Source organism: Lichenifustis flavocetrariae, from assembly GCF_026130545.1.
GTDB classification, from domain to species: domain Bacteria; phylum Pseudomonadota; class Alphaproteobacteria; order Rhizobiales; family Beijerinckiaceae; genus Lichenihabitans; species Lichenihabitans flavocetrariae.
Map to the genome: position 1 here is coordinate 157,013 of NZ_JAMOIM010000002.1, position 16,806 is coordinate 173,818.

The 16,806-nt window shown below is 64.0% G+C and carries 16 protein-coding genes; 11 read left to right on the forward strand and 5 right to left on the reverse strand.

The window, feature by feature from the left end; translation table 11 throughout:
• Positions 1–37 precede the first annotated feature (37 nt).
• From M8523_RS04190 to M8523_RS04205, 4 genes are all read left to right on the forward strand, one after another.
• Positions 38–511 carry a (2Fe-2S)-binding protein gene (locus tag M8523_RS04190; protein WP_282583582.1) on the forward strand — a complete coding sequence of 158 codons (474 nt, stop codon included), beginning with the start codon at positions 38–40 and terminating at the stop codon, positions 509–511.
• 11 nt (positions 512–522) lie between these two features.
• Positions 523–4,119, forward strand: a complete 3,597-nt coding sequence (locus M8523_RS04195) for a molybdopterin cofactor-binding domain-containing protein (protein WP_428349879.1) — start codon at positions 523–525, stop codon at positions 4,117–4,119.
• 107 nt (positions 4,120–4,226) lie between these two features.
• Positions 4,227–4,661, forward strand: coding sequence for a GNAT family N-acetyltransferase (locus M8523_RS04200; protein ID WP_282583584.1), 435 nt, complete (start codon positions 4,227–4,229; stop codon positions 4,659–4,661).
• The gene (locus M8523_RS04205; RefSeq protein WP_282583585.1) at positions 4,658–5,143 is read left to right on the forward strand and encodes a GNAT family N-acetyltransferase; all 486 of its coding nucleotides are present in this window, start codon (positions 4,658–4,660) and stop codon (positions 5,141–5,143) included. The genes M8523_RS04200 and M8523_RS04205 overlap by 4 nt, the downstream gene beginning before the upstream one ends.
• On the opposite strand, the gene M8523_RS04210 is transcribed toward M8523_RS04205, so the two are convergent.
• On the reverse strand, positions 5,140–6,168 hold the full coding sequence (locus tag M8523_RS04210) for an agmatine deiminase family protein (protein ID WP_282583586.1): 1,029 nt from the start codon (positions 6,166–6,168) through the stop codon (positions 5,140–5,142). The genes M8523_RS04205 and M8523_RS04210 overlap by 4 nt on opposite strands.
• 127 nt (positions 6,169–6,295) lie before the next feature.
• Here M8523_RS04210 and M8523_RS04215 point away from each other — a divergent pair, with 127 nt between their 5' ends.
• Together M8523_RS04215 and msrB are read left to right on the forward strand one after the other, a co-directional pair.
• Positions 6,296–6,865 carry a GNAT family N-acetyltransferase gene (locus M8523_RS04215; RefSeq protein ID WP_282583587.1) on the forward strand — a complete coding sequence of 190 codons (570 nt, stop codon included), beginning with the start codon at positions 6,296–6,298 and terminating at the stop codon, positions 6,863–6,865.
• Between the two features lie 12 nt (positions 6,866–6,877).
• Positions 6,878–7,282 (forward strand): peptide-methionine (R)-S-oxide reductase MsrB, encoded by a 405-nt coding sequence (gene msrB, locus M8523_RS04220; RefSeq protein ID WP_345894219.1) that lies wholly within the window; start codon positions 6,878–6,880, stop codon positions 7,280–7,282.
• Between the two features lie 103 nt (positions 7,283–7,385).
• Here the strand turns inward: msrB and M8523_RS04225 are convergent, their stop codons facing one another.
• From M8523_RS04225 to M8523_RS04235, 3 genes are all read right to left on the reverse strand, one after another.
• On the reverse strand, positions 7,386–7,928 hold the full coding sequence (locus M8523_RS04225; RefSeq protein ID WP_282583588.1) for a VPLPA-CTERM sorting domain-containing protein: 543 nt from the start codon (positions 7,926–7,928) through the stop codon (positions 7,386–7,388).
• A gap of 70 nt (positions 7,929–7,998) precedes the next feature.
• The gene (locus tag M8523_RS04230; protein ID WP_282583589.1) at positions 7,999–9,879 is read right to left on the reverse strand and encodes an ABC-F family ATP-binding cassette domain-containing protein; all 1,881 of its coding nucleotides are present in this window, start codon (positions 9,877–9,879) and stop codon (positions 7,999–8,001) included.
• Between the two features lie 154 nt (positions 9,880–10,033).
• Positions 10,034–10,435 carry a hypothetical protein gene (locus tag M8523_RS04235; protein WP_282583590.1) on the reverse strand — a complete coding sequence of 134 codons (402 nt, stop codon included), beginning with the start codon at positions 10,433–10,435 and terminating at the stop codon, positions 10,034–10,036.
• Positions 10,436–10,488: 53 nt separating this feature from the next.
• Between M8523_RS04235 and M8523_RS04240 the strand changes: the two genes are divergently transcribed.
• From M8523_RS04240 to M8523_RS04250, 3 genes are read left to right on the forward strand one after another with little or no spacing between them, the layout of a single operon-like run.
• Positions 10,489–10,956, forward strand: coding sequence for a MarR family winged helix-turn-helix transcriptional regulator (locus tag M8523_RS04240; RefSeq protein WP_282583591.1), 468 nt, complete (start codon positions 10,489–10,491; stop codon positions 10,954–10,956).
• On the forward strand, positions 10,949–12,292 hold the full coding sequence (locus M8523_RS04245; RefSeq protein ID WP_282583592.1) for an HlyD family secretion protein: 1,344 nt from the start codon (positions 10,949–10,951) through the stop codon (positions 12,290–12,292). Before M8523_RS04240 ends, M8523_RS04245 begins: the two co-directional genes overlap by 8 nt.
• Before the next feature lie 10 nt (positions 12,293–12,302).
• Positions 12,303–13,820, forward strand: coding sequence for a DHA2 family efflux MFS transporter permease subunit (locus M8523_RS04250; protein ID WP_282583813.1), 1,518 nt, complete (start codon positions 12,303–12,305; stop codon positions 13,818–13,820).
• Positions 13,821–13,829: 9 nt separating this feature from the next.
• Here the strand turns inward: M8523_RS04250 and panS are convergent, their stop codons facing one another.
• Positions 13,830–14,774, reverse strand: coding sequence for a ketopantoate/pantoate/pantothenate transporter PanS (gene panS, locus M8523_RS04255; RefSeq protein ID WP_282583593.1), 945 nt, complete (start codon positions 14,772–14,774; stop codon positions 13,830–13,832).
• Between the two features lie 198 nt (positions 14,775–14,972).
• Here panS and ndk point away from each other — a divergent pair, with 198 nt between their 5' ends.
• Both ndk and M8523_RS04265 read left to right on the forward strand, forming a co-directional pair.
• Complete coding sequence (gene ndk, locus M8523_RS04260) at positions 14,973–15,395, forward strand: nucleoside-diphosphate kinase (RefSeq protein WP_282583594.1); 423 nt, start codon at positions 14,973–14,975, stop codon at positions 15,393–15,395.
• Positions 15,396–15,702: 307 nt separating this feature from the next.
• Positions 15,703–16,806, forward strand: coding sequence for an ABC transporter ATP-binding protein (locus M8523_RS04265; protein WP_282583595.1), 1,104 nt, complete (start codon positions 15,703–15,705; stop codon positions 16,804–16,806).

Genomic DNA, 16,806 nt, shown 5'->3' on the forward strand with positions numbered 1-16,806 from the left:
TCGTACACAAACGATTCCGCGCGGTATCGCTGGCTGCATGATCCACCTCACCGTGAATGGAACATCTCACGCTCTCGATGTGCAGCCTGACGTGCCGCTTCTCTATGTTCTGCGGAACGATCTTCAGCTGAACGGCCCCAAATACGGCTGTGGGCTTGGAGAATGCGGCGCCTGCACGGTGCTGGTCGATGGGATCGCGGCACGATCCTGCGTCATTCCGCTCGGGATCATGGCGGGGCGTTCGGTGACGACGCTCGAAGGACTGGGCACCCCGGAGGCGCTGCATCCGGTGCAGCAGGCCTTCATCGACGCCCAGGCCGCGCAATGCGGCTACTGCCTCAATGGGATGATCATGACGGTTACGGCACTCCTCAACCGTAACCCCTCCCCGAACGATACCGAAATCCGCGCCGAACTGCGTGGCAATCTCTGCCGCTGTGGTGCCCATGTCGAGATCCTGCGGGCCGCCCATCGCGCCGCGACCCTCGTCCGCCGGGATCGGGCCGCTTGAGCGGCCCCGCCATGCTTCATGCCCGGGATGCGCTGACGCGGGACGGCGTCCTTCTCATCTACCTGCCACCACATGGCGGCGGCCCGATCCAGGAAGAGCCGGCGGCAGCCGGGCCGCAGCAGCCGGATGACGAGGTCGAGGTCTTCCTGGTCGTCGACCGCGACGGATTCGTCACCGGCTACAACGGTCACGTCGATCTCGGGACCGGCATCGGGACCGCGCTCGGGCAGATCGTGGCGGAAGAACTGGATGTCGCTTTCGAGCATGTCCGCATCGTGCTCGGCGAGTCCGACAAGGCGCCGAACCAGGGCGCCACAATCGCCTCCGAAACCATCCAGGTGACGGCCATTCCGCTTCGCCAAGCGGCCGCTCAAGCGCGACGGCACCTAATCTCGCTGGCCGCCGAGCGTCTCGATGTGCGGATCGATGAACTCGATGTGGAAAACGGGGTCGCCCGCCGCCGGGACGGCGGCAACGCGAGCGTCAGCTATGCCGAACTCCTGCGCGACGGCCACATCCGCCTCGCGCTCGACCCGACGGTGCCCTTGAAGGCCACAGCGCACTATCGCGTCGTCGGGCAGCGCCAGCCCCGGATCGACATTCCGGCCAAGGCCACCGGCCAATTCACCTATGTGCATGACGTCCGCCTTCCCGGCATGCTGCATGGCCGCGTCGTGCGGCCACCCTATGCCGGGCTCGACGCGGGCGAATTCGTCGGTAACAGCCTCGTTGCGGTGGACAGGACCTCCATCGCCCATGTGCCGGGCCTGATCGCCGTCGTGGTCATCCGCGATTTCGTTGGCGTGGTGGCGGAGCGCGAGGAGCAGGCGGTTGAAGCCGCCGCGAAGCTGCGGCTCGAATGGAAGACTTGGCCGGGTCTCTCCGATCTCGACCGGCCCGAGCAGACGCTCCGGGCAGCTTCGTCCCGCCCCCGTGTTCTCCTCGACGAAGGCGGCTCCGCCGAGGCGATCGCGGCAGCGGCCCAGCCGATGCGGCGGACTTATGTCTGGCCCTACCAGATGCATGGCTCGATCGGCCCCTCCTGTTCGGTCGCGGACTTCCGACAGGATGGCCTCACGGTGTGGTCGGGCACCCAGAACCCACGCATGCTGGTGACAGACTTGGCCCGTCTGCTCGATCTGCCCGAGGAGCGGATTGCGATCGTCCGGCACGAGGCGGCGGGATGCTACGGCCGCAATTGCGCCGACGATGTGGGTGCGGATGCGGCGCTGCTGTCGCGCGCCGTCGGTCGTCCGGTTCGCGTCCAGCTCTCGCGTGAACAGGAGCACGCTTGGGAGCCGAAGGGCGCGGCCCAGGTCATGGATGTCGGTGGTGGGCTCGATGCAGAGGGCCGGCCCGTCGCCTATGATTTCGCGACGCGATATCCGTCGAATGCCGCGCCCACGCTGGCGCTCTTGCTGACAGGCACGATCCCCGCCGTGCCGAATGTGCTGCAGATGGGCGACCGTACCGCCATTCCGCCCTACCTCTATCCGAAGCGCCGGGTGGTCGTGCATGACATGGCCCCGATCGTCCGTGCCTCCTGGCTGCGCGGCGTGTCGGCGATGCCCAATTCCTTTGCGCATGAATCCTTCGTCGACGAGTTGGCGACCGCGGCCGGGGTCGACCCGGTGGCCTACCGGCTGCGCCACCTCGACGACACGCGGGCGATCGATCTCATCAAGACAGTGGCCGAGAAGGCCGGTTGGGTGCCGCGAACGGGGCCGCAGAGCCTGCCGCCCGACGGCGACGTGCTGCACGGGCGCGGCTTCGCCTATGCGGTCTACGTGCATGGCACATTCCCGGGCACCGCTGCGGCGTGGTCGGCCTGGGTGGCCGATGTGTCGGTCAACCGCACCACCGGCGACGTGGTGCTGAGCCGCGTCGTGGTCGGGCAGGATTCCGGACTGATGATCAATCCGGCCGGCGTCGAGCACCAGATCCACGGCAATGTCATTCAGTCGACGAGCCGTGTGCTGAAGGAGCAGGTGACGTTCGACCGGACCGGCGTGACGAGCCGCGAATGGGGCGGCTACCCGATCCTGACCTTCCCCGAAGTGCCAGCCATCGACGTCGTGATGGTGCCGCGCCCGGATGAGCCCCCGCTCGGCGTCGGCGAGTCGGCCTCCGTGCCGAGCGCCGCGGCCATCGCCAATGCGATCTTCGACGCGACCGGCGTGCGCTTCCGCGAGCCGCCCTTCACGCCGGACCGGATCCTCGCTGCACTCAATCCCCTGCCGCCGCCCGCAAAAATATCTTCAGGCGATTTCTCGCCGGTCGCCACCGTCCCCCGGTCGCAAAAACCCTGGCGTCGCTGGTTCGGTCTTGTGGGCGCCGCGATGGCTGGTGGGCTCGGGGTCGCGATGGCGATGCTGCCGGGTCGCGGCATGATCGCGCCGATCACGCGCCCCGACCCTTCGGTCTACGCGGCCGCTACTTTGGCACGCGGGCGAGCCGTCGCGGCCCTTGGAAACTGCTTCGGCTGCCATCTCGGGCCAGACGGCACGGCGTTGGCGGGGGGCCACGCTCTCGCGACACCCTTCGGTACGGTCTATGCGACAAATATCACGCCCGATCCCTTCGCCGGAATCGGCGCGTGGTCCTATCCGGCCTTCGAGCGCGCGATGCGTGAGGGGTTGAGCCGCGACGGTCACCACCTTTACCCGGCCCATCCCTATACCGCCTTCACGCGATCGAGCGATGCCGACCTGCAATCGCTCTATGCCTATCTGATGGCGCAACCCGCCTTGGCCCATGTCCCACCGCGGACGCGCCTCCACTTCCCGTTCAACCTGCGGCCCTTGCTGGCGGCCTGGAACACGCTTTTCCTGCGGAGTGGCACCCTTGCGCCCGATCCGTCTCGATCCGAGGCCTGGAACCGGGGCCGGGAGCTGGTCGAGGGGCTCGGCCATTGCTCCGCCTGCCATTCTCCCCGCAATGCCCTGGGTGCCGAACAAGGTGGCGAGGCCCATCTCGCCGGTGCTGTCGTCGACGGCTGGGAAGCGCCGGCCCTGACGAACCTCTCAAAATCCCCCGTCCCATGGACCGAAGCAGAATTCTACTCCTACCTGTCGACGGGACACGCGCCCCTGCACGGTGTTGCGGCCGGCCCGATGACTGCCGTCGTGGCGGAACTCCGGGTCGTGCCGGACAGCGATCGGCGCGCCATGGCGACCTATCTCGCGTCGCTCCAGACCTCGTCGTTGCCGCAACCGCAAGCCGAGTCGCTCGCCGGGACCCTGCTGGTCCGGACGGCCGGCATTTCGCCCGAAGCGACGGCAGCGGGCGAGCGGATCTATGCGGGAGCCTGCGCGACCTGCCACGAACCGAACGGCCCTGCCCTCTTCGGCGCCAGGCCACTCCTTGCCCTCAATACCAGCGTGCACAGCGCCCGCCCGGACAATCTGATCCACGTCGTCCTCGATGGCATTGCGACGCCGGCCCACCCCGACCTCGGAGCGATGCCGGGTTTCGCCGGCAGCTTTTCCGATATCCAGGTCGCGGATCTTCTCCGCTACATCCGGGCACGCTTCGCCCCAGCCGAGCCGGCTTGGGAAAATCTCGATTCAAACGTGGCGAGGATTAGGGCCGGCGACAACCATTCTTGAGGCGGTGATCGGCTGCGATGCCGGCCTCCTTTCCATCCTGGGCAACAGGGCTGGAAAGTTGGAGCAATCCGGGCCAATCATGTGCGGTGCTCGCAAGAAGGTCGTTCGTGACTGCAGTTTTCTCCCGCATCGAAGTTCCCGAAACGCCAAATCGGGCGGATCGCGAAGTGATCCTCCAAGGTCTGGTGGTGTTCGAAGAGGCTGCGGCGGGACCGCTTCACATCAAGCCACTGGCCATCCTGATCAAGGACGACGCGGGGAAGACCATCGGCGGTCTCTGGGGCACCTCGATGTTCCGGTGGCTCGTGATCGAACTCTTGTTCGTTCCGGAACAGTGCCGTGGCGAGGGGCTCGGCACGCAGATCATGGCCACGGCCGAGTGTATCGCACGCGAGCGTGGCTGCATCGGCATCTGGCTCGACACCTATAGTTTCCAGGCGCCGCACTTCTACGAAAAGCTTGGATTCCAGACCTTCGGCACGCTGGAGGGGCAACCGCCCGGCGAACGCCGCCTGTTCATGCAGAAGGCACTGCCGCGATGATCGGTGAGGCACCCGAGCCGGTCTTGGCGACCCTGGTGGCTCGTCCTGACCTCGCGCCTCTTGTCGCCGATTGGCTATGGCAGGCTTTCTGGCGCCAGGAAGGCGCATCCCTTGAGCACGTGCGGGCGCTCGTGGCGGAATCGATCTCCGGCTGTGAGATACCCCAATGTTTTGTCCTTCTGGTCGACGGTGTCCCGGTCGGGACAGCCAGCCTTATCGCGCAGGATCTCGACAGCCGTCCGGAATTGACGCCCTGGCTTGCGTCCGTCTTCGTCACGCCCGAATGGCGAAGGCGCGGCTATGCTGCACGGCTCGTCGCAGCGGTCGAAGGCGCGGCACGCGCCGCTTCGGTGTCGACGCTCTGGCTCTACACCAGCACAGCCGAGCCGATTTACGCGCGGGCCGGATGGCGCACGGTGGAGCGTTTCGATCATCTGGGTCATGACACAGCCTTGATGCGGCGCGATCTCGCCTCAGGCTAACCTGCAGGTGCGGCGCGTGGCTGCTGCTGCGTGATGCAGTGGATGTTGCCCCCTCCGTCGGCGATCCCGTGTCCGGGAACCACGACGATCTCACGATCCGGAAAAGCCGCCTTCAGAACGCGGGCCGCCTCCCGGTCGGATGCCGCGTCGAAGCCAGGCATGACGATGGCCCCGTTGGCCACGTAGAAATTGACGTAGGAGAGCGCCATCAACTCACCGCGCTTATCGCGCCGCCTCGGCGGCGTGGGGAGTTCCAGGATCGTGAAGCGGCGCCCCTTGGCGTCGACACTCCGCTCCAGCACAGCCCGTGCCTCGGCCAGCACGGCCCAATCCGGATCGGCCCGGTCGGCGAGAGCGGGCAGCAACACATGACCGGGTTTGAAGAAGCAGCAGAGATTGTCGACATGACCGCGGGTCTCATCTCCAGTCAGGCCGCGAGGCAGCCACACCACTGCGTCGATCCCAAGCAGCCCGGTCAGGTTTGCCTCGATGTCCGCTTTGTCGAGATGCGGGTTGCGCTGAGGGTCCAGCAGGCATTGTTCGGTCGTGAGCAGGGTTCCTTCACCATCGACATGGATCGAACCGCCTTCGAGAATTTGCGGGCCGACGATGCGCCGAGCATCAGCGAGCCCGAGAATGTGACGCGCCAGACGGGCATCACGGGCGAATCCGGGGTAAACCAACCCCCAGCCGTTGAAGCCCCAATCGATCCCCGCAAGCTGCCCGTCCCGGTCCTGTACGAAGGTTGGCCCGGTGTCGCGCGTCCAACTATCATCGAGCTCAGTCGCGACCAGTTCCGCGGCGCCCCGGGTCAGCCGGGCCGCTTCGTCGAGATCCTCGGGCCGAACCAGGAGGGTCACGGGCTCGAACCGGGCGATTGCGCGCACGACCGCCGCCAGGGCTTCGCGAGCGGGGCCGAGCCCGTTGCGCCAGCCTTCCGGCCGGCAGGGCCACGCCATCCAGCACCGCTCGTGCGGCGCCCACTCGGCCGGCATGCGCAGACCGGACTCCGATGCGCCTGTCATGCTATCACACCCCTCGATCAGCCTTCCCGGCGAGGCCATTTCGATGGCTCAATGGCATGGTCCATTGCCCCGCACCACCTTGGGTCCACACATCCCGATGAATCTCAGCCTTCCGGGTCGAAGCATAGTGGTTGACTGGTGCCGCGAGCCGGCCGAAGCCGCGACAATCGCCGCGTTTTTTGTGGCCCATGCCGAGCCGAGCTACATTTCGCATTCGGAACTGCAATTCGGCCGCGCCGAATCGATGTCGCTTTGGAGCGACACTCTCGCGGCCCAAATCGAAGCACAGGCGGTGGGGGCCGCCAACAACACTGCGACCGCCAGCGGGTCTCGTCTCGCCCTGGCGACAAGTGCAGGCGAATTGGCCGCCATGGCGTTCGTGTCCTTAACGCCCGACGTCAGACGCCCGTTTGCGACGGTGGAAGATCTTCTCATTGCGCCCGACACGCGGGGTTGCGGCCTAGGCGCGAGCCTGTTGGGTTGGATCGAAACGGAATGCCGCGACCTCGGCTTCCATCGGTTGTTCCTGGAGAGCGGCGCCGACAACCATGCGGCCCACCGCTTCTTCGCCCGCCAGGGTTTTGTGCAAACGTCGATCGTCATGGTTCGGGACCTGGAGCGCGCAGCCGTCAGCCGCGCGGCCCCTCTTGACGCCGGCCTCGTGGATCAACAGTTCCTGATCGACACGATCGAATAGAGGCAAGCTGTCATGACGATGACGACCACCTACCCAGTCACCCACACGGACGCCGAATGGCGCGAGATGCTGACCCCGGAGCAGTATCAGGTGATGCGCCGCCATGGGACGGAAGCGCCAGGCAGTTGCGCGCTGCTGCATGAAAAACGTGCCGGCCGCTTTCTATGCGCCGGATGCGACACGCCGCTGTTCGAAACGCAGCTCAAATTCGAGAGCGGGACCGGCTGGCCGAGCTTCAACGACCCGATCGCCGGTTCGGTCGAAACGACAGTCGACCGAACCCACGGGATGGTCCGGACGGAGGTGCATTGCGCGACCTGCGGCAGCCACCTCGGTCACGTCTTCCCCGACGGGCCCCCTCCCACGTTCCAGCGCTATTGCATCAACGGGGTGGCGTTGAACTTCGTACCGGCTTGATCTGCACCGCGCACCCCTTGAGACGCGGCCTGTCACAGGTGTGGCGGGAAGGCCCGGATTGCGGGCTCCCGCCGTCCCCTACTGACCTCGGAAATTATCGCCCTCAGACGGGCGACGCGTCGAATGCCATTTTGCGATGTCTCTTCTTGTGTCCCGCCATGCCAAGTACTGCGATAGCTCCGCCGAAGAGCCAGGCGGCAGATGGAAGCGGTACGGGCGACACGGCGCCTGTGATTGTGACCTTATCCGGATCGAGATTGGTGTAAGATGCTAGATCACTTCCGACCTGATAATTTCCCTCTGCCACGTCGCCGCTGTACTTCAGATAAAGAAATCCCTGAGATCCGCCGATCCCGAATTCGTACAAAGGCCCGAAGCCGCTCGAAACGGTTTGGTAGAAGTAGCCACTGTCATCGAACGTCAGGTTAATACCAGGGGACATAAATGTTGCCGTCCCTTTGCCGTCAAATGTATTCGAATTAGGTACAGGGACGAAGTCGTTTGTATCATAAGAAAATACTGCCGTGAACGGCGTGTTGGTGCCGTAAAGCGAGCCTGTAAACGTGGCGGTCAGCGGAAACGCGGCGGCGATACCCACCGGCCAAACGGCCACACAAGCCGTGAGTGCCAAAAACAAACGTCGCATTGCGAATCCCTACATTGCAGCTTACAACTACAAGTAGAAATTAAATGTTAAAAGCAAGTTAAGATTTGCCTCAGCCGGCGTCTTCCTGTGCCATCGTCAGCCGCAGCCAGTCTTCCTCGGCAAGCACAAGCGCTTTCTCCAATTCGGCGCGCTGCCGAGACAGGGTGGAAGCGCGCGCGGGTTCGCGGGAAAACACGGCGGTGTCGCCCAACGCCTTGTCGATGCGGGCAATCAGCTCCGTGAATTTCGCCATGCGCTCTTCCTGCGCGGCGATCTGCTTTTTCATGGAAACAGGTTTGGCCGTCGGCGTGGATGCGTTCGGGATCGCGCGTTCGGCGACCTTCGCCTCGGCCCGGTTCGCACGCCGCCCCTCGCGACGTCCCCCACCGGCACGGTCAAGGACGAGTTTCTTGTAATCGTCCATGTCCCCGTCGAAGGCCTGGACGGTGCCCTGGTCGACCAACCAGAGTCGATCCGCACAGGCGTCGATCAAATGGCGATCATGGGCGATCAGGATGATGGCGCCCTCATAGTCGTTGATCGCTTCGATCAGCGCGGCCCGGCTGTCGATGTCGAGATGGTTCGTGGGCTCGTCGAGGATGAGAAGATGCGGGCCGTGGAAGGTTGCAAGGCCCATCATCAGCCGGGCCTTCTCGCCGCCCGAAAGCTGCGACACCGGCGTATCGGCCTTCATGCCGGGAAAACCGAACTGCGCGCATTTCCCCCGAACCTTTGATTCCGGCTGGTCGCGCATGATCTCGGACAGGCAGAGGAACGGCGTTTGGGTCAGATCGAGTTCTTCCACCTGATGCTGGGCGAAGAAGCCGACCTCGAGCTTCGAGGATCGCCGCATGGCGCCGGTCGTGGCCGCGAGCCGACCGGCGATCAGTTTGGCGAAAGTCGATTTCCCATTGCCGTTCGACCCAAGAAGGCCGATCCGGTCGTCGTTCGAAATGTTGAGGCTAAGCTTCGATAGAATAGTGCGTTCGCCGTAGCCGGTGCTGACGCCTTCCATGGCGATGATGGGCGGGCTCAATTCCTTCTGCGGTGACGGCAGCACGATCGGCAGCACGTCGCTGTCAACCATGGCGCTGATCGGCTGCAGTTTTTCCAGCATCTTGATCCGCGACTGCGCCTGCCGCGCCTTGGAGGCCTTGGCCCGGAAGCGGTCCACAAAGGCCTGCAAGTGCTTGCGATGTTCGTCCTGCTTCTTCTGGTGCTTGAGCTGGATCGCCTGCTGCTCGCGCCGCTGGCGCTCGAAACTATCGTAATTGCCCTTCCAAAGCGTCAGCTTGGAGCGGTCGAGGTGGAGGATGTGATCGCAAACCGCATCGAGCAGGTCGCGATCGTGGCTGATGACCAGCATGGTGGCCGGATAGGTCGACAGATAGTCGATCAGCCACAGCGTGCCTTCGAGATCGAGATAGTTTGTGGGCTCGTCGAGCAGCAGGAAGTCCGGCTGCGAGAACAGCACCGCCGCCAATGCGACGCGCATCCGCCACCCACCGGAAAATTCCGACAAGGCCCGGTCCTGCGCTTCACTGTCGAAGCCCAGGCCCGACAGGATCGTGGCGGCCCGGGCCGGCGCCGAATGGGCGTCGATGTCGACCAGTCGCGTGTGGATGTCGGCGATGCGGCCGGCCTCCGTCGCGGTCTCGGCTTCGTGCAACAGGGCGGCGCGTTCGGTATCGGCCGCGAGGACGAAATCGATGAGGCTCGTCGGACCGCCGGGTGCCTCCTGTTCGACGCGCCCCATCCGCATCGTTCGTGGCAGCGTGATCGACCCGCTTTCCGGGTGCAGGTCGCCGGCGATCATGTTGAACAGTGTGGTCTTGCCGGTGCCGTTGCGACCCACGAAACCGACCCGACCGCCCTCCGGGAGGGCCACCGACGCCTTGTCGAACAGAATGCGCGGGCCCAGCCGATACGTCAGGTCATTGATGTGGAGCATGGCCGGCTATGTCGCGTGCCGCCCCCGATCATGCAAGCCTATTCGTGTCTGTTTTCACCCAACATGCTGCACCGCACCCACTGCGATCAAGAAGGATGCGTTCAGACCTCGCGGAGAATATCGGCAGCGAGGCAATCCAAAGCAACGCTCGGGATCAGCGGCTCTTCTTCCCCTGACAGAGCACGATAGGTTCGGAGAGCGCAGTGGCAAAGCCCGCACCCTGGTAAACCGTCACATCCGAAGCGCCTGGCGGCAGGAGAAACGACCCCTGTGTGGTGTTCACGGCTCCTCCTGTCGTCAGCAAGGCCCAACTGAATGTGCAAAACTGGGTCGGCGCTTGGGATTGAACTTGGCTGCATACGATCTGCGCGCCCCCCAGCATCGCGAACCCGCCGCAATTCACAGCCGTGTCGGCTTCGGCGTGTCCCACGGTCCAGAAGACGCCGGCCGCCAGAAGCCACGACAGCCGGCGCTTGGCCAAGCCTGCGCGCCCTGGAGGCTGGATGGCCCGTCCCGGCCCATCACAATGCGTCTTGAATCCTGAGAAGTAACTCATTATAAACACCGCTATCGTAAGCATGCTTATCGATTGTAGGCGCTTCATCGTCAATGGCTTATAACACACCGACCTTGGGGTTCCTGGTCCATGACGTTGCGCGGCTCCTCAGAAAGAGGTTCGAGCAGCGAGCGCGTCAGCTTGGTCTGACCCGGGCCCAATGGCAGGTGCTGGTCTATCTCGCAGCGAATGAAGGTATTCATCAGGGTGGCTTGGCGGAGCTGCTGGAAATCGAGCCGATCACGTTGGTTCGAATCCTCGACAAGCTCGAAGTCCGTGACCTCATCGAGCGGCGGCGGCACGAAACCGACCGCAGGATCTGGCTTCTCTACCTGCGTGAAGACGCTCATCCCCTGTTGAAGGAGTTGCGTGCCGTCGGAGACGCGGCCCGGAGTGAAGCTTTGGCCGGCATTTCCGAGGCGGAACAGAAGCAGCTCTTCGAAACGCTGAGCACCATGAAGTCGAATCTGTTGAAGGCCTGCAACCTTCCTGTCGAGGACCGTAAGGCGAGCTATGGTTGAATATTCGTCGCCGCGTGGAGCGGATGAAGAGACCTCCCTCACCCGGCATGAATCCGATGCCGGATCCTCCCCCCACGACTACCGGGATGACGATCGGCGCCCCAAGGCTGATTTCGAGGCCGCGGTCGCACCCGAGCCTGTCGGTCGTATTGAGCAACCGGCCGAGTCCGTTGACCCGCCGAAGGCTTCCGAGCCGCAGCCCGTCGCGGCGGTGGCGCAGGCTGCCGCCAAACCGAAGCGAAGTTGGAAGCGTCCGATCCTGTTCGTCCTGCTCCCGATCGGTCTTGTTGCGGGCGGCTACTATTATGTCGTCGGCGGCCAGGTGATGTCGACCGACAACGCTTATGTTCAGGCGCAAACGATTGGATTGTCGACCGACGTCTCCGGCACCGTGTTCGAGATCGACGTGCATAACAATGAAGCGGTCAAAAAAGGGCAGATCCTGTTCCGCCTGCGGCCAGATTCATTTCGTATCGCGCTCGAAGGCGCTCAAGCCCAGCTCGGCACGGTGAGAAACCAGGTCCTGACCCTTCAGGCCACCTACAAGCAGTCCTTGGCGCAGATCGAGCAGGCCAAGGCCGACCTCCCCTATTACGAGACGACATTCAAGCGGCAGAAGGACCTCGTGGCGTCCGCGGCGGCCTCGAAATCCATCTTCGACCAGGCGGAGCATGACCTGATCTCGGCGCGTGAGCGTCTGATCGTGTCCCAGGCCCAGGCGCAATCGATGTTGGCGCAGCTCGGCGGCGACGCCGACCAGTCCGTGGAGCAGAACCCCTTCTATCTCCAAGCCAAGTCGCTGGTCGACAATGCCCAACGCGACTTGAACGACACGATCGTCCGCGCGCCCTTCGACGGGGTCGTGACGCGAGTCGATTCGCTCCAGGTCGGCGCCTATCTGCCGGCGTCGCAGCAGGGCTTCATGCTCGTGTCCGACAGCAACCTCTGGGTCGAGGCGAGCCCCAAGGAAACGGAGCTGACCTGGGTGCGCCCCGGCCAAGCCGCGACCGTGACGGTCGACACCTATCCCGGCGTCGAATGGAGCGCGACGGTCGACAGCATCAATCCCGCCTCGGGTGGCAGCTTCGCACTTCTGCCGGCTCAGAATACGACCGGCAATTGGGTCAAGGTGGTGCAGCGCATTCCCATGCGGGTGCACATCGACTCGCTCGACGGCAAGCCTCCGTTGCGCGTCGGCATGAGCGTCGTGGTCGAAATCGACACGGGGCATCCTCGCGGCGTTCCCGAAAGCCTGAAACCGATCGTCGCGCGGCTTGCCCCCTATGTCGAGCAGGTAAAACGCTTCGCCGCCGAGCATCTCCACACCCGTGTCTGACGCCACACCGATGCCGGTCGCCAATCGGGGCATGATCACGGCCTGCGTGATCCTGGCCGTCATCATGCAGGCACTCGACACGACCATCGCCAATGTGGCGCTGCCCTACATCCAGGGCAGTGTCTCGGCGAGTGCCGACCAGATCAACTGGGTGCTGACCTCCTATATCGTGGCGGCGGCTATCATGACGCCGCCCTCGGGCTATATCGCCAACCGGTTCGGGCGAAAGCGCATCCTGCTCGTCTCGATCGCCGGTTTCGTCATTGCATCGATCCTGTGCGGCATCGCGCAGTCCCTGATCGAGATCGTGGGCTTCCGGCTGCTGCAGGGATTCTTCGGCGCCGCCCTCGTGCCGCTCTCCCAGGCGATCTTACTCGACATTTACACGCCCGAGGAACGTGGCTCCGCCATGGCGTTGTTCGGCGTCTCGGTGATGGTGGGGCCGGTGCTCGGCCCGGTGATCGGCGGCTGGCTGACCGACAATATCAGCTGGCGATGGGTGTTCTATATCAACCTCGGCATCGGCGCGGTGGCCTTCGCGGGCGTGAGTGCCTTCGTGACGGAATCGAAGAAGGATGCGACCGCCAAGCTCGACTGGCTGGGCTTTGGGAGCCTCAGCCTCGCCATCGCGGCGCTGCAGCTGTGTCTCGACCGCGGCGAGCAGCTCGACTGGTTCTCGTCGGGCGAAGTGATGATCGAGGGATTGGTCGCAGCCAGCGCGGCCTATATCTTCGTGGTCCATACATTCACGGCGAAGGCGTCCTTCGTCAATCCGCGCCTGTTTCTCGACCGCAACTTCGCGGTGGGCATGATCTTCATTTTCATCGTCGGCGTGACCTATCTGGCCTCGATGGCGCTGATGACGCCTTACCTCCAGACGCTGATGGGCTACCCCGTGGTCACCGCCGGTATTGCGATGGGCCCGCGCGGGATGGGCACCATGCTGTGCATGTTCTTTGTCGGCAAGCTGATCGGCAAGGTCGAGATCCGGTGGCTCCTGCTCGCTGGCCTCGCTCTCACGGCCTGGGCCATGTGGGATATGACCGGTTGGACGCCGGACGTTTCCGAAGGACGGATCATTTCCACCGGTTTCGTTCAGGGCATGGGCCTTGGGTTTCTGTTTGTCCCTCTCACGGTCGTGACCTTCTCCACCTTGCCGGCCGAGAAGCGCGGGGAAGGCACCGGACTCTACAACCTCTCCCGTAATATCGGCTCGGCCGTCGGCATCTCGGTCGTCAGTGCGCTCCTCACCGAGAACGTGCAGGAAAATCATGCCGAGATCGTCGGCAACATCACGCCCTTCAACCCGGCCATGCATTCACAGGCCGTGCTCCACATGCTCAACCCGCTGACGGCTGCCGGACGCGCCGCGCTCGACAGCATGATCACCGTGCAGGCAACCATCATCGGCTACATGGACGATTTCAAGCTGATGATGCTCATGTGTCTGGCCGCCATGCCGCTCGTGTTCCTGCTGCGCAAAGCGGCGCAGCCCGCGGTCGTCGACCATAGCGCCGTGATGGAATAATGCGGCGGCTCAGGCCTCTTCCGGTAGCGGGCGGGGTGGATCGCCGGCCGTAAGCGGGTTTCGGGCCGACCAGTAGCCGGCGAGCAAAGACCCCGACAGGTTGTGCCAAACGGAAAACATGGCGCCCGGCAGTGCCGCGAGCGGCGAGAAGTAGAGCTTGCCGAGCGCCGCCGCCAGGCCGGAGTTCTGCATGCCGACTTCGAGCGCCAAGGTGCGGCAGACGCTCTCCTCGAAGCCCAGCAGGCGCCCGCCCCAATAGCCGCCGACAAGCCCGAGACCATTGTGCAGGATCACGGCCACGATCACCAGCGGGCCGACGGTGGCGATACTGGCCTGGCTGCCAGCCACGACGGCGCCGATGATCAGAAGAACGGCGATGATCGACACGAATGGCAAAGCCGGTTCCACGCGCTTCACGAGCGCCGGAACGAAGTGGTTCAACGTGAGCCCGACAGCCACCGGGAGAGCCACGATCTGCACGATGCTGAGCAGCATGCCGCCGACATCGACGGCGACCGAGGCATCGACATAGAGGCGTGTGAGGAGCGGCGTCGCAACGATACCGACAAGCGTCGACATGGCGCTGATCGAGACTGACAACGCCACGTCGCCGCCCGCCAGGAACACCATGAGGGTCGAACTCGTGCCGCTCGCCACGCTTCCGACGAGGATCATGCCGGTGCTGAGATCGGCCGACATGTGGAGCGCGCGGGCGATCAAAAAGGCCGCCAAAGGCATCACGAGATAATGGATCACGACTCCGGCGATGACAGGCGCGGGCCGGACAATCACGCGGCGGAAATCCGCGAAGGTCAGCGTCACGCCCAGGCCGAACATCACGATCGTCAACAACGTCGTGACATAGGGCAGCAAGGGCCGGAAAGTCCCGGGAGAGACATAAGCGGCGCCCGCCACGAGGAGCGCCCACAGTGGGAATAACCGGCTGAATGACACTACGGAGTCCGATCGAGAGGAAGTCGGGCCGGCTCGTTGCGCAAACCGCGCGAATGCCCGACCTTCGAGGCTCCTACAGCACGATCGGCCGGTCGTCGACCGCAAGGGGGCAGGCTCCCTTGCTGCCCGTTCGAGGGGCCGCTATAAGCCGCCCGCAATCCCTGCCCAAAGACACAGCAGAACGGACCGGACCGCGCCATGGCGATCGAACAGACATTCTCCATCCTCAAGCCCGACGTCACCCGGCGCAATCTGACCGGCGCGGTCAATGCCAAGATCGAGGCGGCTGGCTTGCGCATCGTGGCGCAGAAGCGCATCCACATGACCCGGCCTCAGGCCGAGAGCTTCTACGGCGTCCACAAGGAGCGGCCGTTCTTCGGCGAGCTCGTCGAGATGATGATCTCCGAGCCTGTGGTGGTGCAGGTTCTGCGCGGGGAAAGCGCCATCGCGAAGTATCGCGAAGTCATGGGCGCCACGAACCCCGAGAAGGCCGACGCCGGCACGATCCGTAAGGAATTCGCCCTCTCGATGGGCGAGAATTCGGTGCATGGCTCGGACGCGCCCGAGACCGCAGCGACTGAAATCGCGCAGTTCTTCACCGAATCCGAAATCGTCGGCTGACGACCTGAAGGCCGCCGATACCGGCGGCCTCTCGATTGCTGCATCCTGATTGGGCAGCCTTTTTCTGTCTGTTGCATTCTTGAGCGATGGCTCCGAAGTTTTCTATGATCAATCGGCGTGATCGCGAGGCCGGGCTGAAACGAGGATCTCGTTTCGGGCTTCCCTCCGCAAACTGACCCAGGCCGGCTGTCTTGCCTGGGGACAGCACATCCGTTTGATCCCGCAAGGCTCGTCCCGTCACCCTCGCTTCCCGGCATGATCCCTGCTTGACTGAGGCAGGTTGGATCGAGAGGGAGACGGCGGTCGCATGCAGTCCTTGCAAACCGTTGCGCGACCCGAAATCAATTTGCGCGTCGGCTCCGAGGGCCAGTCGCAGGATCAATCTCTCGACATCGAGACAGACTCGTCAGTCAGATTAGTTCAGGTGCAAGGCGTCACAAAGGCGTTTGGCGTCGGGCCGACGGCACTCAAAGCTCTCGACAATGTGTCCCTGACGATCCGCACGAACGAGTTCTTCACGCTCCTCGGCCCGTCCGGCTGCGGCAAGACCACCCTGCTCCGCCTGCTGGCCGGCTTCGAACATCCGACCGAGGGTGCGATCCTCCTCGACAACAAACATGTGGTGAATGACCCGCCCAACAAGCGACCGGTCAATACGGTGTTCCAGTCCTACGCCCTGTTTCCGCACATGAGTGTGGAGCAGAACGTCGCCTTCGGGCTTGAGCGACTGGGCCAACGCGGGCCGGAGGTGGCCGAGCGGGTCGCGGCGATGCTCAAGCTCGTCCGACTGGAGGCGCTGGCCAAACGCCGCCCGAGTCAATTGTCCGGCGGCCAACAGCAACGCGTGGCACTCGCGCGTGCGCTCGCGCCGCAACCCCGCCTGCTGCTTCTCGACGAACCCTTGTCCGCACTCGATCTCAAGCTGCGCCGCGGCATGCAAGTGGAATTGAAGCGGATCCAGCGCGAGACCGGTATCACCTTTGTCCTGGTCACCCATGACCAGGAAGAAGCCTTGTCGATGTCGGATCGCATTGCCGTGATGGATCATGGCCGTGTGCTGCAACTCGGCCGGCCGAGCGACATCTACGAGCGCCCCAATTGCCGGTTCGTGGCCGATTTCATCGGCGAAGCCAATGTTCTTCCTGGCTCGCTCTTCGGCTTCAAAGCACCCTATGTGGCGATCAGGCCCGAGCGCGTTCTTCTCAGCATGAAGCAAGATCCTGAGAACAGCGGGCTGCCTGGCCACGTGGTCGAGGTCGTGTATCTGGGCGCCACCACATCCTGCACCGTCGCGCTTCAAGGCGGTCCCCTAGTCAAGGTCGAACGAAGTGACCTTCCAACCGGGCTCGTGCCGGACCGGCCAGTGATCTGCCGGTTTCCTCACGATGCCCTTTTGCCGCTCGAAAGCTGA

Excerpts from the sequence above, each read along its gene's own strand:
- M8523_RS04190 (WP_282583582.1), top strand. The coding sequence starts at position 38 with ATGATCCACCTCACCGTGAATGGAACATCTCACGCTCTCGATGTGCAG.
- M8523_RS04195 (WP_428349879.1), top strand. The coding sequence starts at position 523 with ATGCTTCATGCCCGGGATGCGCTGACGCGGGACGGCGTCCTTCTCATC.
- M8523_RS04205 (WP_282583585.1), top strand. The coding sequence starts at position 4,658 with ATGATCGGTGAGGCACCCGAGCCGGTCTTGGCGACCCTGGTGGCTCGT.
- M8523_RS04210 (WP_282583586.1), bottom strand. The coding sequence starts at position 6,168 with ATGACAGGCGCATCGGAGTCCGGTCTGCGCATGCCGGCCGAGTGGGCG.
- msrB (WP_345894219.1), top strand. The coding sequence starts at position 6,878 with ATGACGATGACGACCACCTACCCAGTCACCCACACGGACGCCGAATGG.
- M8523_RS04225 (WP_282583588.1), bottom strand. The coding sequence starts at position 7,928 with ATGCGACGTTTGTTTTTGGCACTCACGGCTTGTGTGGCCGTTTGGCCG.
- M8523_RS04230 (WP_282583589.1), bottom strand. The coding sequence starts at position 9,879 with ATGCTCCACATCAATGACCTGACGTATCGGCTGGGCCCGCGCATTCTG.
- M8523_RS04235 (WP_282583590.1), bottom strand. The coding sequence starts at position 10,435 with ATGAGTTACTTCTCAGGATTCAAGACGCATTGTGATGGGCCGGGACGG.
- M8523_RS04240 (WP_282583591.1), top strand. The coding sequence starts at position 10,489 with ATGGCTTATAACACACCGACCTTGGGGTTCCTGGTCCATGACGTTGCG.
- M8523_RS04245 (WP_282583592.1), top strand. The coding sequence starts at position 10,949 with ATGGTTGAATATTCGTCGCCGCGTGGAGCGGATGAAGAGACCTCCCTC.
- M8523_RS04250 (WP_282583813.1), top strand. The coding sequence starts at position 12,303 with ATGCCGGTCGCCAATCGGGGCATGATCACGGCCTGCGTGATCCTGGCC.
- ndk (WP_282583594.1), top strand. The coding sequence starts at position 14,973 with ATGGCGATCGAACAGACATTCTCCATCCTCAAGCCCGACGTCACCCGG.
- M8523_RS04265 (WP_282583595.1), top strand. The coding sequence starts at position 15,703 with ATGCAGTCCTTGCAAACCGTTGCGCGACCCGAAATCAATTTGCGCGTC.